The sequence below is a fragment of the Lentzea sp. HUAS12 genome, assembly GCF_024125735.1.
Taxonomy (GTDB): domain Bacteria; phylum Actinomycetota; class Actinomycetes; order Mycobacteriales; family Pseudonocardiaceae; genus Lentzea; species Lentzea albida.
Genome location: NZ_CP099738.1, coordinates 1,105,694 through 1,121,273 on the forward strand (window position 1 = coordinate 1,105,694; position 15,580 = coordinate 1,121,273).

Genomic DNA, 15,580 nt, shown 5'->3' on the forward strand with positions numbered 1-15,580 from the left:
GCCCCGCCGACCTAGGGTGCTGAGGATGATGACCTCGACGGAGCTCGCGGGCCGGCTGTCGGAGCTCGCGGAGAAGTTCAGCGTGACCGGTGCCTCCGCGGCGCTGTGGCACGACGGCGCGCTCGTGCGGGCGGAGACCGGCACGGCCAACGTCGTCACCGGCGCGCCGGTGCGCGCGGACACGCTCTTCGCCGCCGGCTCCATCACGAAGGTGTTCACGTCGTCCCTGGCGATGACCCTCGTGGACGAGGGCCTGCTCGACCTCGACGCGCCCGTGCGGACCTACCTGCCGGACTTCACCTCGGCGACGCCGGAACGGTCCGACGCGATCACCGTGCGCATGCTGTTCACCCACTCGTCCGGGCTCGCCGCCAACCACCTGCCGGACCTGCCGCCGGGCGACGACGTCCTCGAACGCCTCATGGGGGACCTCGCCACCCTGCCTGTCACGGGCGTTCCCGGTGAGCGGTGGTGCTACAGCAACGCGGGCATGGGCACGCTCGGGCGCCTGGTCGAGGTGATCACCGGCGAGCGCTACGACGCGGCACTCCGCTCCCGCGTCCTCGAACCGCTCGGCCTCAACGCGACCCCCGACGCCGAAGAGCTGCTGCTGCGGTCCACCGCCGTCGGCCACGTCGTCGACCCCGTCGCCGGCACGACGTCCCCGGTGGCCCGCCTGCGCCTCGGTCCGGAGAACGGCCCGGCCGGGTCCCGCCTGTGGCTCGACGCCGACGCCCTGATCCGCTTCGGGCGGACGCACCTCGACGGCACGGCGCCCGACGGCCGCCGGATCCTGTCGCCCGAGGCGGTGGAACTGATGCGCACGCCCCAGTTCGACGACTACTGGGGCTGCCTGCCCCTGTACGTGAACTGGGGCCTCGGCTGGGCGATCGTGCAGGAGGGGCCCGAACTGGTCATCGGGCACGCCGGCGCCAACAACGGCATGCACTCCAACCTGGTCGTCCTCCCGGAGCGGAAGGCCGTTCTGGCGGTGCTCGCGAACAGCCAGACCGGCGGGCAGCTGGTCTCCGCGCTGTGCGCCGACCTCCTCGGGGAGCTCTTCGGCGTGCGTGTCCCGGAACCCGTGGCGGCGCCGGAGTCCGCGGTCGAGGTAGTCCCCGAGCCGTTCGCCGGGCGGTACGCGTCGCCGGACGGCGAGGTCGTGGTCGACGTCCGCGACGGGCGGCTCCACCTCGAACTGATCCGCACTCCCGCCCTGGTGGCGTGGGAACGGCTGATGGGCAGCCCGGGGGAGGACAGCCAGGCCCTGCCGCTCGTCTGCGTGGACGCCGAACGGCGCCGGTTCGTGCTGGAGCTCGGCGCTCCGGGCGCGGTCGCGGCGGTGCAGTTCCTCGCACCCGGCCCGGACGGACGGCCCACGCTCGTCCGGGCGGGCACGCTGTACGAGCGGATCGCCTGAGACCGCTGCGCGGAGTGGACGCGGTGGTCCGGTCGTCCGATCGACGCTCAGGCGGCCCTGAGAACCTCAGCCGGCGCGAAACTCAGGCGGCCCGCCGCCGACTGACGGGCCGCAACCGCACCCGGCGCTGCCCACGGGGCTGCTCCGCCCGTTCCGTCGTGGCGGAGGAGTCCACGACGTCGTCGGAGTCACCGTCCGCCACGGGTGTCCGGCCGCTGGGCCCGCGGTGGGTGAAGTGCACGAGCGCGAGCAGACCGAGGCCGACCACGAGCAGCGCGTGGCTGAACACGCGGGCCGCGGTGGCCGTGCCGCCGAGCAGGTCGCTGGCGGAGTAGGGGATGAGCACCGCCACGAAGGCGCCGACGACGGGCAGCATGCCGGAGGTCGCCGCCGGGCGGAGGGCGGCCCAGAGCAGGCCGAGGCCTATGGCGAGGTTCCAGGCGGTGCTCTCGTTGAACAGGTGGCTGCTGTCCACGCCGGTGGTGTGGCCGCTGTGCCCGGAGTCGGTGCCGACCACCTGCGAGACGCCGAGGGTGAGCTGGGCGATGGCGACGACGCCGAGGAGGGCTCGCGGGGTCCAGCCGCGCGGGGTGGGCGGGGTGATCGGGGGAGCGGCGTCGAGGATCGCGGCCGTCAGGTCCGGGACCGGGGTCGCCGGCCTGATGCGGAGCGAGCGCGTGAGGGCGGCTGCGCTGTCGTGCCACGAGCGGCAGGACGCGCAGGTCTCCAGGTGCGCGTCGACCTCGTCGGCGGGCACGCCCTCCTGTTCGCCGTCCAGCCGGGCGGACAGGGCTTCGCGGCAGATGTCGCACTCCACGGGAACATTGTCGGTCATTCGGCGCTGATAGTTCCCAGGCGACTCCGAGTTACTCTTCTGAATCGTGTCGACTTCGGGGCGTGACGACGAGACGGTCACCGCGATCGCGTTGGCCGCTGGTGCGGGTGACCGTGACGCGCTGGAGCGGTTCATCCGGTCGACGCAGCGTGATGTGTGGCGCCTGGTCGCGCATCTCGCGGACGCCGGGGTCGCGGACGACCTGACGCAGGAGGTCTACCTGCGGGCGTTGCGCAGCCTGCCGCGGTTCGAGGGGCGCTCGTCGGCCCGCACGTGGCTGCTGTCCATCGCCCGCCGCACCGTAGTCGACCACGTCCGGGCCGCGGTCGCGCGGCCGTCCATCACCTGGTCGGCGGACCACCAGGTCGCGTCGGACGCGGGGCAGGCCGCCGCCCACGCGCGCGCCGCGGGGTTCGAGGACGTCGTCGAGCTCTCCGTCATGCTGGCCGGGCTGTCGCCCGAGCGTCGGGAGGCGTTGCTGCTCACGCAGGTGCTGGGCCTGTCCTACGCGGAGGCCGCCGAGGTGGTGGGCTGCCCGGTCGGCACGATCCGGTCGCGGGTCGCCAGGGCGCGTGAGGACCTGGTCGGCGGGCGCGGTCACGAGGACGCCGGCGTCATCTGAGTCACCGGTTCGGGTGACGCCTGGGAACTACTGCGCGCCGCGGGCCGACGAACTCGGCGAGGAACACACCGAGCCGGTCCGCGCCCACTGGTTCGGCGTCCCCCCGCCATCGAGAGTTGTGCGACTCCCGAGAGCGCGGCGGCCGTGTGAAGGCCGCCGCGCTCACTCCCGTGCCGGGGCACGGGAAACACCTGTTCTCCGCCGCGTTCGAGGCTGAACCCGATCACCACCCCGTCCGTAGTCCCGTGCGTGAGAGTGCCGCGCAGCGACGACGCCGACATCACCAGCCTCGCGCTGCGAGCCGGAGCGGGAGACCGCGCCGCCCTGGCCGACTTCGTGCGCGCCACCCAGGCCGACGTGTGGAGGTTCGTCGCGCACCTCGCCGCCGACGTGGGCCTCGCGGACGACCTCACCCAGGAGACCTACCTGCGGGCGTTGCCGTCGCTGCCGGGCTTCGAGGGGCGCTCCGCCGGCCGCACGTGGCTGCTCGCCATCGCCCGCCGGGTGGTGGCCGACCACATCCGCGCCGTGCGGGTGCGGCCGCGGCTGCACCGCAGCGCCGAGGTGCCCGAACCCGCCGAGCCGGGCTTCGCGGACCGCGTGGTGCTCGACGAGGTGATCGGCTCGCTCGACCCGGAGCGGCGCACCGCGTTCGTGCTCACCCAGGTGCTCGGGCTCTCCTACGCCGACGCCGCGGTGGTGTGCGGGTGTCCGGTGGGCACGATCCGGTCGCGGGTCGCCAGGGCTCGCGAGGACCTGGTGGACATGCTGGCCGACGACCGGGCGGGCAGGCGGATCTCCTAGCCACGAGCGCTCTGCGGTGTTCGGGTGCGGGGCGCGATCGTGCCGCGCCCCGCACCCACCCGGAACTCAGGCCTGCTGCTCCTCCCGTCGGCGCGAGCGGACGAAGCCGGCCAGGCCGTCGAGGACGAGGAACGCGAGAAGGCTGAGGCCCAGCAACGGGATCGCCCAGCCGATCGCGATCAGCACCAGTGGCGCGGGGATGACGAACCACAGCGGGAGCTGCGTCCAGGCACCGCGTTTGGGCGCAGCGCCGAAGGGTGCGCGGCGGTCGGCGCGGGTGGGCCTGCGCTGCCACCACATGCGGTAGCCGAACACGATGAGCGTCAGGATCGCCCCGGCCAGCAGGAACAGCACGAGCTGGTTCACGAACCCGAACAGGACGCCCATGTGGGCCTGGATGCCCCACGACGACAGCTTCGCGAGGAACGGCCGGTCGGCGAAGTCCGCGCGGGCGGTGACCTGGGCGGTGGCGGGGTCGACCGCGACCTTGTCCTGGCGCATCGGCCACACGGCGTCCGTCTGCGCCACGGACCAGGCCGTGCCCGGCGCACCCGGCGTGACGTCCACCGGCCCGTCCAGACCGGCCGTGCGCGCGGTGCCGAGCACGCGGTCGAACGTCGCGGGGTCCACCGGCACGGCGGTGGGCTCGCCGCTCCCGTGCCCGGAGTGCTCACCGGAGGGAGCACTTCCGGTGGAGCCGGGGAGCTTGGTGTCGAGCACCGGCGCCTTGGCGTTGAGAGCGGTCAGCGCGGCGCTGAAGTTCTCACCGGCGTAGGTCGACCAGGTCAGGCCGGTGGCCGACAGGAACAGGGTGCCGATCAGGGCCCACATGCCGAGGCTCGCGTGCCAGGAGCGGCTCCTGCGCACGCCCTTGGCGCCCTTCTCCGGCAGCAGCAACGCGCGGGCCGTGCGCTTCGCCGTCCGGCGGCGCTGGACCCAGAGCACCAGGCCGACGAGCGCGAGCACCCACAGCCAGCTCGCCGCGAGTTCGGAGTACAGGGTGCCGGGAACACCGAGGTTCAGGTTGCTGTGCAGGTTGTCCAGCCAGGTCGTGGCGGGCGTCGCGCCGAACCACGTGGTCAGCTGGCCCTGCACCTCGGCGGTGTACGGGTTCACGTACACGGTCCTGCTGTGCTCGTCGGGGAGTCCGTCCAGCGCGAACACCACCCGCGTCGTGGCCTCGGGGTCGTCGAACAGCTGGACCCCGGTGACGACGCCGTCGGGCAGCGCCGCCTGGGCCGCCGCCACCTGGTCGGCGACCGGGCGCGTGCTGCTCCCCACCGAGCCGACGCGCAGCTGGTCGCCGTACAGGACGCCGTCGATCTGCGGGGCGAACGCGTACAGCATTCCCGTCGCGGCGGCTATGACGAGGAACGGGCCGACGAGCACGCCGGCGTAGAAGTGCAACCGGCGCAACAGCGGCACGACGGAGATCGTGCCGGTGCGCGGTGTCTCCTCTGTTCTTTCGACCTCGACTGCCGGAGCGGACATGTGACACCTCTGCAGGGTGGGGAGCGCGGACTTGCAGCGGTAGTCGGGCGCGGACGCCGTTCAGTTCCCGCGACTTCCCGGGGGTGCTCCAGGACACGTCGCGTGTCAGCCGCGCCGCTGCTCCATGACGAGGATGGCTCCGGCCGGCCCACCGCCCCCGCGGCGCAACGGCGTGCACACCACCCGGACGAGCACCGTGCGGCCGCGCCGGTTCACCGCGGTGAGCTCGACCTCGCCGCTGAACGCGGGGTCGGACAGCGCCGGGCGCACCACCGGGCGCAGTTCGGCGACCGGCAGACCGATGTCGAGGTTCAGCAGGTGCTCGCCCTCGGCCTCCTCGCGGCGCAGGCCCCACAGGTCCTCGGCGCCGCGGTTCCAGGCCAGGACGCGCAGCTGCGGGTCGAGCACGACGACACCGGCGCGCAACGAGGTGAGCACGGACTCGAGGAACCCGTTGACGCGGTCGAGTTCGGAGCTGCGTTCGCGGAGGACGTCGTTGATGGTCTGGAGCTCGTCGTTGGTCGAGTGGAGCTCCTCGTTCATCGTCTCCAGTTCCTCGTTGGTGGACTGGAACTCCTCGTTCGTGGTCTCCAGTTCCTCCACCGTGGACTGGAGTTCCTCGTTCGTGGTCTCCAGTTCCTCCACCGTGGACTGGAGTTCCTCGTTCGTGGTCTCGAGCTCCTCGTTGGTGGACTGGAGCTCCCCGTAGGCGGCCTCGAGCTGGCGCTTGGTGAACGCGAGCTCCTCGACCAGCTTTCGCGTCGCCGTCACGTCGTGGAACGCCACGGCGACGCCGATGACGGTGTCGCCGGAACCGACGAGCGGGTCGACGTGGACCTCGAGCCACAGCGCCCCGCCGGTGTTGCGCAGCCATTCGACGTCCTTGACGCGCAACGGCTTGCGCTCCAGGCGTGCCCGCTCGACGTAGCCGCGCAGCTCGATCGGGCGGTAGGAGAGCTCGAGGTCGCGCAACGGCCGGCCGACGTCCTTGGCGGAGACCTCGAACAGGGTCTCCGCTCGCCGGTTGACGAGCGCCACCACCCCGTCCGCCGTCACCACCACCTGGGCGACCGGGCTCGAGGAGAACGCCTGCTCCTCCAGTGCGTCGATACCGCCGACGTCCACCCCTCGATGGTGCACCACCGAGGAGGACGGGGAGCGGGCGGGCGGCGAACCGGTGGGCGCCTTGCGGAAGAGGCGCCGTTCGTGGTCGAGCGGGTGGAAGACCGGACTGTCCTGCGGCAGCGCCTCGGTCCTGCCCAGGAACAGCACGCCCCCGGCGCCAGCGCGAAGTGGAACCTGCCCAGCACCTCGGCCCGGGTCCGCTGGTCGAGGTACGTCAACGTGTTGCGGCAGACCAGCAGGTCGAGGCGCGAGATCGGCGCGTCCTGCTCCAGGTCGTTGCGGCCGAAGACGATCGACCGGCGCAGGTCCTTGCGGAACCGGTGGTGGCCGTCCTGCCGCTCGAAGTACCTGGCGATCAACTCCGGCGGCACGCCCCGCAGCTCGCGCTCGCCGTAGCTCGCGAGCCTCGCCTTGGCGAGGGCCTCGTCGTCGACGTCGGTGGCGTAGATCTTCACCCGCTGGCGGAACTGCTCGATGCCGACGACCTCGGCGAAGGCGATCGCGAGGCTGTACGCCTCCTCGCCGGACGCGCAGCCCGCGCTCCACACCCGGATCGGGTCGTGCGGCCCGCGTTCGGCGAGGATCGCGGGCACGCCCTGCTCGCGCAGGGACGTCCAGGCCTCCGGATCGCGGAAGAAGCCGGGGACGTCGGCCGGCACGGCGTCGACCAACGCGCTGACCTCGCCCGCGTCGGCGCGCAGGTGCTCGACGTACCCGGCGTGGTCCCCGATGCCCAACTCGCTCATCCGGTGCTGGACGAGGCGGATGAGGCCGGCGCGCTCGTACCCGGTGAAGTCCGAGCCGCGCGCTTCCTCGAGGTGCAGCAGCACGTCCTCGAAACCGGGGCCGGGCGTCGGCAGGCGGTCGTCCACGGGCCCGAAGCTACCGCTTCGGGCGGAGTGCCAGAACGGCCCACACGACCTTGCTCCCGTCGAACGCGGGCATGGAGCCCCAGGCGCGGCTGATGCTGTCCACGAGCTCCAGACCCCGGTGTCCGGGAAGGTCCTGCCGCGGGGCGCCCAGCACCGGAGGTTCGGGGCTGCCGTCGGTGACGGCGAGCGTCAGTCCGGCTCGGCGCAGTTCGACGCGCAACACCGACCGGGTGCGCGCGTGCCGCACCGCGTTGCCGACGAGTTCGGTCACCACCACCAGCGCGTCCTGGAGCAGGTGCGGCAGGTCCCACTCCACGCAGACGTCGCGCACGACCTTGCGCGCGACCGACGGCGCGACGGCCGTGGCCGGCAGGGTGAGCTTGCGGAACCGGCGCAGCGGCTGTTCCTGGGCGAGCTCGACCGCCGAGATCAGGTCGGGCGCTGTGGCGACGCTCCTCGTGATCCCGCTGCGCCCCAGGTCGTGCCGGTGGCGTTCGGTCTCGGCGATGAGCACGACCGGCACGTCCGGCCAGTCGGAGACCTTCCTGCAGACCGTGGTGAAGACGGACAGCATCTCCGCGCCGGCCGTCCTGAAGTCCGCGCCCAGCCGCACCAGCAGGGCGACCGGGGCTTCCGCCGCCAGCTTGAGCAGTCCGTCGCGGAGCACCGGGTACGACGTCACGTCCAGGCGTCCGACCGGCGTCGCGACCACCATGCCCGCGAGGTCCGCCGTGCGGACGCTGATGCCCGTCACGAGCCGGTTCCCTCCCTCAGTTCGGACCGCAGCAGGTGCTTGCGCAGCACGTCCGCGGCGGCCAGGGCCTCTTCCTCCTGATCGGAGTACCGGTCGGCGATGTGGGCGCGACCGGACTGCCGCGCGTGACCGGCCATGCGCCGGGCGAGCGCGATCTTCTCCTCCAGTGTGCGCACCGCGGTCCACATGGCGCGCTCCAGGCCTCCGCTGTAGGCGTCGAGCAGGGCATCCGGGGTCCACGCGTGGCCCACCAGACAGCGGTGGTGGCCGCTGCCGCCGGGGATCTCCAGCAGTGAACCGGCGCAGTCCGGGCAGGTCAAGGTGGTCGTCCGGCCGAGTTTCGGGATGTCGCCGAAGCCCGCGCCCGCGTTGTCGCCCGACACCTCGACCTCCAGCCGGAGGGTCTCGGGCACCGGAGGAGCGACCGCCGTGATCTCCTCCGCGACGAGCTCGGAGAGCATCGCACCCATCTCGGAGGCGGGCACGACGTGGTCGACCGCGACGTGCTCGAGGACGCTCCCCGGCATGCCGGGGTGCAGCGCGTCGCCGGGGGACTGCACCAGCGCGAGACCTCCCTGGTTCTTGATCGCGGCCATGCCCGCCACGCCGTCGTCGAGCATGCCGGACAGCACCACCCCGATCGCGGCGGGACCGGCCGAGAGCGCGGCGGAGCGGAACAGCACGTTGACCGCCGGCCGGTGCCCGTTCTCCGTGGGACCCCGCGACAGCCGCAGCACTCCGTTCTGCACCAGCGTGTGGTGATCGGGCGGAGCGATGTGGATCCGGCCTTGCCGCAACGGCATGCCGTCCCCGACGGCGAGTGCGGGCAGCGGCCCGCTGCGGCCGAGGATCGTGGGCAGCGCGGACGAACCGCCCGCCGGCATGTGCAGCACGACCACCACGGCGGCGGGCAGGTCGGAGGGGAGTCCGGCGACCAGGGAGCGCAGTGCCTCCACTCCACCGGCGGAAGCTCCGACGACGACCAGGTCCCTGTGCAAAGGGCCTCCTCACCCGTGTGATTTCGGGCTGGGTACCCGGGCTCCACCCCGTCACACGTCGGCGGCGGACGCTCCCGACCCGGGACGCTCGGCCGTGGCGTTGCGGACGCGCCTGAGCGCGAGCTGGGCCTCGACGCGGGCGAAGAGCTCCCGCGCGGTGAACGGTTTGACGAGGACGTCGTGGGCGCCCCGGACCGCCTGCGAGGAGGTGCCCAGCGCGGTCAGCAGGATGATCGGGATGGCGCGCAACGAGGGGTCGGCGCGCACCCGTTCGACCAGCCGCACGCCGTCGAGGTCCGGCACGACGACGTCGCCGATGATCAGGTCCGCTCCTCGCCCGGCGAGACGGTCGAGCGCCTGGTCACCGCCGGCGGCGGTCAGGACGTCGTACTGGTCGCTCAGCATCCGTCGCAGGTAGTTGCGCATGTCCGCGTTGTCGTCGACGACGAGCACGGTGGCCCGGCGTCCTGGCGCAGAGGGGAGAACGGCGGGTTCGTCACCGACGAGCCAGGACTCGGCCTCCTCGGCGAACGCCTGCCGCATGCGCGCCTTCTCCTCGGCGGACCTGGCGGGTGCGGGCCGCTGGGCGTGTTGTGGCTGGGCATAAGGGATCCACACGGTGAACGTGCTGCCGAGATCGGGTTCGCTCCGCACCCGGATGCTGCCGTGGTGCAGGCCGACGAGCTGCCGCACCAGGGCGAGGCCGATGCCGGAGCCCTCCCGGCTGCGCGCCTTGGCGCCCTCGATCCGGTGGAAGCGGGTGAACAGGTGCGGGATCTCGGCCGGGTCGATGCCGGTTCCCGTGTCTGTCACCACGAGCTCGACGTGGTGCTGCCGGGAGCCCAGCGCGATGGTGATCGATCCGGTGAACGTGTGCTTGAGCGCGTTGGACAGCAGGCTGAGCACGACCGTCTCCCACATGGCCCGGTCGAGCCGCACCGGCCGGTCGAGCGGTGGGCAGTCGACCACCAGGGCGAGGTTCGCGCGCTCGATCGCGGGACGGAGCACGCCCGCGAGGTCGGTCGTGAGCCCGGCGAGGTCCTCGACGTCCTCGACGACCCGCGGGTCCCGCCCCTGTTCGAGCTCCGAGAACGCGAGCAGCGTGTTGACCATGCGGAGCAGGCGCAGCGCGTTGCGGTGCGCGATCCGCGCAGTGTCCCGGTGCTCGGCCGGCAGGGTCGTGAGCTGTTCCTCGAGCGGCAGCAGCACCAGGGTGAGCGGTGTGCGGAACTCGTGGCTGAGGCCCGCGAGGAAGAGGTTCTTCGCACGGTTCAGGTCGGCGAGCGCCGCCATCTGGCGCTTCTGCTCGCGGTCGATGCGCGCCGCGGTGAGGGTGGCGGCGACGCGTTCGGCGATGAGGTCGAAGAACTGCCGGTGCGCGGCGTCGAACGGGGCGTGGGAGCTGACGCCGAGCACCAGCAGGGCGGCCGGCACGCCGTCGCGGATCGGGCTGATGGGCAGGATCACCGCGGTGTGCGGGGGCTGCGGCCACGTGCCGGACACCATCCCGGGAAAGCGCGTGAGCAGGTCTTCCACCACCTGCGGTTCGGCCGTGCGCATGCTCTTGTGCAGCGGCCACGCCGCCGGTCGCTCGCTGGTGACGAGCTGGTCGAGGGCCGGGCTGTCGTGGGTGAGACCGGTGGACGCGGCGAGGTGGGCGCGCACTCCCCGTTCCTCGACGAGGTAGACCAGCGCGAACGGGACGTCCTGCGGGTTGGCCGCCAGCGCCCGCATCAGCCACTCGCACACCTCGTGGTCCGTGGTCGTGTCGCTCGCCTCGCGCGACGTGTCGGCGAGCCGGTGCAGGGTGGTGAGGCGGCGGGCGCTGCGGACCTGGTCGGTGGTGTCGACGAGGATGGCGAGCACCCCGGCGACGCGGTCGCCGTCGCGGACGGGGGAGTAGGCGATGGTCGCGAAGAGGTCCTCTGGCCCGCCGTGCCGGTTCACGACGAACGGCTGGTCGATCAGGCGCCGCGCGGTCCCGGTGTCGACGACCTGCCGCACCACCGGGGCGATCGTCGTCTCCGCGTCCGGCCAGACCCGCAGCACCGAGCGGCCGAGGGCCTCGGGGTGGCGTCCGCCGAGGAGGTCGCGGTAGGCGTCGTTGTACAGCTGCAACAGGTCCTCACCCCACATCAGGCTCATGGGCACCGGGTTGGCGAGGACCATCGCCACCGTGTCGCGCAGCAGGGCGGGCCACCGGTCCACCGGACCGAACGCGGTGGTGCCCCAGTCGGTCGTGCTCATCAGCCGGCCGAGCTCACCACCGCCCGCGAACATCGCCTCGGTGGCCCGGACCGCGGGCGTGGGCACCGGCCGGCCGGCCGGCACCGACCACCCGGTCGAGCAGGTCGGGCAGTTCCCCCAGCGGCAGCACCAGGTCCGCGGCACCGGCCTTGATCACCGCGGACGGCATCCCGAACGCCGTCGAGGTGAACTCGTCCTGCGCGATCACCGTCCCCCCGGCCCGGTGCACGGCGAGAGAGCCGGCGGTGCCGTCGTTGCCGAGGCCGGTCAGCACGAGTGCGAGCACATGAGCGCCCATCGACGTCGACGCCGAGGTGAACAGCTCGTCCACCTGCCCGTAGGAGGACCGGCCCGCCATCGGCCGCACGGTCAGCGTGCCGTCCGGCTCCAGGCGCACCCCGGTCCGGCCGGGACACAGGTAGACGGTGCCGGGTTCGAGCCGCACCCCGTCGTGCGCCCAGACGACAGGGTGCCGCGACACCTTGCCCAGCACCGAGTCCAGCGCGCTCGTGCCGGGGCCGAGGTGCTGCACGACGACGACGGGAGCGGGCAGGTCCGTGCGCAGGCCGCCCAGCAGCACCTGCAGTGCCTCGGCGCCGCCGAGCGAGGCGCCGACCAGCACCACCTGGTAGCGGGCGGAGTGGGCATCCACGGTGATGAGCCTATTTCGATTCGCGTGTCCGAACGACCCCCGCTTCGGCTTCGATTCGGGTGGGCGGGGTGTGAGGGCTTGCGCTGCCTGGGCGGTGCCTGCCGTGCGGGGTCTGCCGGCCGGTAGCGGCCACCGCGCGTCCGGACGTGCTCAAGGCACGCGCTCGGCCAGCGCCCCAACGTCCTTCATGCCACCCGCCAGCGCCCGATCCGCGTCATCCCGCCATCCCATGTTCCCCCAGCGCCGCAACCGATCCAGCCCACCGGCACCCCGGACCCACCACGCGGCGCGGTCCTCCTCTGGGCCACCAGACCCCGCCGTCACCAGCGCGGTTGTCGGATGTGGGGAATGGGAATAGCGTGGGTGCAGCTTCCCGAAAACATCGATCACCACACGTGGACACCTATCAGGTTCTCCGGGTTGGGCAGCGGCTGACGTCGGCGCTTCGCGCGGTGTGCCGAGAGGAGGCCGGCCATGGGCCACCCGTTCGAGGGACTTTCCGACGTTCTGACCGCACACACGACCGAGCACTAAGGGGTCGCCGTCGTCGCGCTGACCGGCGAGGTCGACATGCTGACCGAGGAGATCGGCCTCGACGAGGTCCTGTCCGCGGTCGAGAAGGCACCGGCAGGGGTCGTCGTCGACCTGCGGGAGATCGAGTTCTTCGGCTCGTCGGGCATCAACCTGCTGCTGGTCGCCCGGCGGGAGGCGCAGGCGAGGAAGATCCCGCTCGGCGTGGTCGCCGCGCAGCACGTCGTGCTGTCGCCGTTGGCCGCCACGGGCGTCGACGCGCGGCTGCGGTTGTTCCCCGATCTGGCGGCCGCGTTGCGCGACCTCGCCGACCCCGTGCGGGCCGAGCTCCCGACGAGATGAGATGGCCGGTCCCCAGGTCGAGCAGCTGAAGGTTCGCGCCGAGGAGCGCGAGCACTGCACGCTGCTCTCCCTCGACGGGGTGCTCGGGCATTCGACCTATGCGCAGCTACGCGATTACATGCTCAAGTGCGCCGTGGAGGCGCCACGGGCGTTGGTCGTGGATCTGAGCAACGTCACGATCGCCACGACGAGCGCGTTGAGCGTGTTCACGACGGTGTGGCTGCGCATCAGCGACTGGCCCGCGACCCCGTTGCTCGTGGCGACGGGCTCCCGGCACGTCGAACTGCTCCGGCGCACGGCGATCCGCCGGTACGTCGGGGTGTACGGCCAGGTCAGTGAGGCGCTGGCCAACGTCGAACGGCCCGCGCCGCGCAAGCGCGTGGCCCGGGAACTGCCGCACGCCCCGAGCAGCCCCCGCGCGGCCCGCCTGTTCGTGCGCGAGACGTGTGCGGAGTGGGAGCTGGCCGACCTGCTCACCAACGATGCCGTGCAGGTGGCGTCGGAACTCGTGCAGAACACGGTCCAGCACACGTTCTCCGAGGCGGTGCGGCTCCGGCTGGAGCTGCGGCGCGGCCGGCTCACCGTGGCGGTCGGCGACGACAGCTCGATCCCGGTGGTGCTCGGTGATCCGGGCAGCCCCGCCAACTTCGGGCGGGGACTGCACGTGGTCGCGCAGCTCGCGAGGACGTGGGGCTGCGTGATCGACCAGGCGGGCGGCAGGAAGACGGTGTGGGCGGTGCTCTGAACCGTCAGCGCGGCGGTGCGATGCGGCCCGCCACGCGCTCGCGGGTCGCTTCCGCACGGGCGCGCGCGGCCTCGGCCCTGGTGAGCGCGGCGTCGGCACGGACCTGAGCGGCCTCCACGCGCGCGATCGCGCCGCTGTGGTTCAGGTCGTCCGCGGAGGAGGTCTCGCTCGACAGCCGGACGGTGAACGTCGTGGACGTGCGCCAGGTGTCGAGGTCGTCGCAGGTCTGCCTGGTCAGCCGCAGCCCCGCCCCCGCGCGGCGCAGGTCGCCGCCGCCCGCACCGGGGCGGAAGCCGGCGGCGGCGTCGCCGAAACCCCGTCCCCGGTCGGTGACCTGGCACTCCACGACGTCCGGCGAGACCCACAGCCGGACGTCGACGGGTGGTCGCCCGTGCAGGTAGGCGTTGGTCAGGACCTCGTTGACCGCGGCGACGAAGTCCGTGCGCGCCAGCACCGGCAGCGTGCCGAGCGCGGCGGAGACCTGCCGCCGGATCGGTCCGAGGTCGTTGATCGACGCCGAGTCGAGCACCACGAGCACGGGGTCTGCCGGAGGAGGGACGAGCGGGACGCGGACGGCGAGCCGCGCGAGGACGGCCTCGGGGTCGTCGTGGTGCCCGTGGCTCTCGGCCAGGGCGGCGAGGACGGTGTCCGGTGTGCTGCGGCCGTCGAAGGCGCAGATCAGGGTGATGGCCCGCGGCGCGAGCATGAGGTTGCACGCGGCCTCGAAGCGGCGCCACCGGGTCGTGCCCGCGGCCGTGGCGCCGTGGTCCGGCTCGACGAGCACCGTCGCCGGACCGCACTCGCGGACCAGCCGTTCGAGGACGGCGATCGCGGCGCCCGGCCTGGTCCCGGCACGGGGACGGGCCAGCGTGCGCACGTCCGCGCCCGGCGCCAGCGCCGCGGTGATCAGGGCGTTGTGCCGCGGCGAACAGCCCAGCACCAGCGGTCCCGGCGACCGGTGTGCGGTGAGCGCGTGCTCGACCAGTTCGTCCGCCGAACCGTAGACGAACGCGCTGTGGGAGCTCACGGCTGGAGCTGCCGGAACAGGGCGAGCGCGGCGCCGAGCCGGTCGACGACGCGCACGTGCCGCCGGGTGCCGAGGAGGCCGATCCAGTCCCGCAGGTGGTGACCGGCCGCCAGAACCAAGACGGTCTCGCGGTCGTGGTGGTCGGCGACGGCGCCGATCGCGCGGATGCCCGCGATCGCGATGAAGTCGGTCTCCCGCAGGTCGAGCACCAGTGCGTGACCGGGCGGCAGGCCGTGCTCTGCGGCGGAGGACTGCCAGGCGGCGGCGGTGGCCGCGTCGAGCGCTCCGGTCGTCGTCAGGACGACCACACCGGAGAGGTCGGTTCGCGAGATCCGCGCCACGGTGATCACCCTACGGCACAGTGCCCTCGAGTCCGGGCCCGCAGCCGCCACCTCCGGGTGAACCGGGCCGTCCGGACCTGTCCGCGGGGGCGGAAGACCGGGGTCGCAAGACCCTTACCCCGCCGGGGATTCCGGACGAACATGGGGACGCGCATCGGCGCCGGGAAGGCGCGGTTGTCACGAACAGCTCCGATCCCGAAGCGCCGATGCCACCACCGAACCGCGGTGTCACCCCCGTACGCGCAGTGTCGCGATCTCGAACGGGCGCAGCTCCAGGCCGATCGTCTCGTCCGCTCCCCACACCTGCTCGCCCAGTTCCCGCTCGAGGAGATCCGTCCGCCACGCCGAGGAGAACGGCGTCCCGAGCCCGACGGTGACCGAGGTCCGCGCACCGCGCGCCTCGTACAGCCGGACGACGAGATCACCGGACCGGTCCTCGGCGAGCTTGACCGACTCGACGAGCACCGACGGCGAGGACACCGCCACGATCGGGTCGACGGCCGTGGCCGGGTTCCCAAGCACGCGGCGGGCAGGCAGGTTCAGCCGGTAACCGGCGGCGGCCGCCTCCAGCACGGTCGGGGCGAAACCGATCGTGCTCTGGAAGGCGTGGGTGCCCTGGTCGGCGTCCGGGTCGGGGAACTTCGGCGCCCGCAGCAGGGACTGGCGGATCCGGGTGGTCGTGCCGCCGTCCTCGTGGGTCGTGCGGGCTTCATTCCCTCCTCGACTAAGTGGGACATGGTCCCGTATCGTAATCGGGACAGTGTCCCACTTGAG

At 72.8% G+C, this 15,580-nt stretch carries 15 protein-coding genes and 1 pseudogene; 5 read left to right on the top strand and 11 right to left on the bottom strand.

Annotated features, from left to right (window positions below; genetic code table 11):
• Nucleotides 1–25: 25 nt before the first annotated feature.
• Nucleotides 26–1,420, top strand: a complete 1,395-nt coding sequence (locus ND450_RS05135; protein WP_253324998.1) for a serine hydrolase — start codon at nucleotides 26–28, stop codon at nucleotides 1,418–1,420.
• An 82-nt stretch (nucleotides 1,421–1,502) separates the two neighbouring features.
• Here ND450_RS05135 and ND450_RS05140 read toward each other — a convergent pair whose 3' ends face one another.
• Complete coding sequence (locus ND450_RS05140) at nucleotides 1,503–2,255, bottom strand: zf-HC2 domain-containing protein (RefSeq protein WP_253324999.1); 753 nt, start codon at nucleotides 2,253–2,255, stop codon at nucleotides 1,503–1,505.
• A gap of 43 nt (nucleotides 2,256–2,298) precedes the next feature.
• Here ND450_RS05140 and sigC point away from each other — a divergent pair, with 43 nt between their 5' ends.
• Nucleotides 2,299–2,877: an RNA polymerase sigma factor SigC gene (gene sigC / locus ND450_RS05145; protein WP_371927752.1), complete on the top strand. Its 579-nt coding sequence runs from the start codon at nucleotides 2,299–2,301 to the stop codon at nucleotides 2,875–2,877.
• A 249-nt stretch (nucleotides 2,878–3,126) separates the two neighbouring features.
• On the top strand, nucleotides 3,127–3,681 hold the full coding sequence (locus ND450_RS05150) for a sigma-70 family RNA polymerase sigma factor (RefSeq protein ID WP_253325001.1): 555 nt from the start codon (nucleotides 3,127–3,129) through the stop codon (nucleotides 3,679–3,681).
• Between the two features lie 66 nt (nucleotides 3,682–3,747).
• Here the strand turns inward: ND450_RS05150 and ND450_RS05155 are convergent, their stop codons facing one another.
• The 7 genes from ND450_RS05155 to ND450_RS05180 all read right to left on the bottom strand — a co-directional run bounded on the left by ND450_RS05155 (nucleotide 3,748) and on the right by ND450_RS05180 (nucleotide 11,820).
• Complete coding sequence (locus ND450_RS05155; RefSeq protein ID WP_253325002.1) at nucleotides 3,748–5,172, bottom strand: PepSY domain-containing protein; 1,425 nt, start codon at nucleotides 5,170–5,172, stop codon at nucleotides 3,748–3,750.
• 105 nt (nucleotides 5,173–5,277) lie between these two features.
• Nucleotides 5,278–6,297, bottom strand: coding sequence for a PAS domain-containing protein (locus ND450_RS45965; RefSeq protein ID WP_371927661.1), 1,020 nt, complete (start codon nucleotides 6,295–6,297; stop codon nucleotides 5,278–5,280).
• Complete coding sequence (locus tag ND450_RS45970) at nucleotides 6,225–7,169, bottom strand: protein-glutamate O-methyltransferase CheR (RefSeq protein ID WP_371927662.1); 945 nt, start codon at nucleotides 7,167–7,169, stop codon at nucleotides 6,225–6,227. Before ND450_RS45970 ends, ND450_RS45965 begins: the two co-directional genes overlap by 73 nt.
• 10 nt (nucleotides 7,170–7,179) lie before the next feature.
• Nucleotides 7,180–7,923 (bottom strand): ATP-binding protein, encoded by a 744-nt coding sequence (locus tag ND450_RS05165; protein ID WP_253325003.1) that lies wholly within the window; start codon nucleotides 7,921–7,923, stop codon nucleotides 7,180–7,182.
• Nucleotides 7,920–8,921, bottom strand: coding sequence for a chemotaxis protein CheB (locus ND450_RS05170; RefSeq protein WP_253325004.1), 1,002 nt, complete (start codon nucleotides 8,919–8,921; stop codon nucleotides 7,920–7,922). The genes ND450_RS05165 and ND450_RS05170 overlap by 4 nt, the downstream gene beginning before the upstream one ends.
• Before the next feature lie 51 nt (nucleotides 8,922–8,972).
• Nucleotides 8,973–11,252 (bottom strand): ATP-binding protein, encoded by a 2,280-nt coding sequence (locus tag ND450_RS05175; RefSeq protein WP_253325005.1) that lies wholly within the window; start codon nucleotides 11,250–11,252, stop codon nucleotides 8,973–8,975.
• Nucleotides 11,182–11,820: a chemotaxis protein CheB gene (locus ND450_RS05180; protein ID WP_253325006.1), complete on the bottom strand. Its 639-nt coding sequence runs from the start codon at nucleotides 11,818–11,820 to the stop codon at nucleotides 11,182–11,184. The genes ND450_RS05175 and ND450_RS05180 overlap by 71 nt, the downstream gene beginning before the upstream one ends.
• Nucleotides 11,821–12,366: 546 nt before the next feature.
• Here ND450_RS05180 and ND450_RS05185 point away from each other — a divergent pair.
• Together ND450_RS05185 and ND450_RS05190 are read left to right on the top strand one after the other, a co-directional pair.
• Nucleotides 12,367–12,693, top strand: a pseudogene (locus ND450_RS05185) (STAS domain-containing protein); the annotation flags it as partial.
• Nucleotide 12,694: 1 nt separating this feature from the next.
• Nucleotides 12,695–13,438, top strand: a complete 744-nt coding sequence (locus ND450_RS05190; protein ID WP_253325008.1) for an ATP-binding protein — start codon at nucleotides 12,695–12,697, stop codon at nucleotides 13,436–13,438.
• A gap of 4 nt (nucleotides 13,439–13,442) precedes the next feature.
• Here ND450_RS05190 and ND450_RS05195 read toward each other — a convergent pair whose 3' ends face one another.
• From ND450_RS05195 to ND450_RS05205, 3 genes are all read right to left on the bottom strand, one after another.
• Nucleotides 13,443–14,465, bottom strand: coding sequence for an ATP-binding protein (locus ND450_RS05195; RefSeq protein ID WP_253325009.1), 1,023 nt, complete (start codon nucleotides 14,463–14,465; stop codon nucleotides 13,443–13,445).
• Nucleotides 14,462–14,806, bottom strand: a complete 345-nt coding sequence (locus ND450_RS05200; RefSeq protein ID WP_253325010.1) for an STAS domain-containing protein — start codon at nucleotides 14,804–14,806, stop codon at nucleotides 14,462–14,464. Before ND450_RS05200 ends, ND450_RS05195 begins: the two co-directional genes overlap by 4 nt.
• Before the next feature lie 228 nt (nucleotides 14,807–15,034).
• Nucleotides 15,035–15,379: a glycosyl hydrolase-related protein gene (locus tag ND450_RS05205; protein ID WP_253325011.1), complete on the bottom strand. Its 345-nt coding sequence runs from the start codon at nucleotides 15,377–15,379 to the stop codon at nucleotides 15,035–15,037.
• Nucleotides 15,380–15,580: the final 201 nt, after the last annotated feature.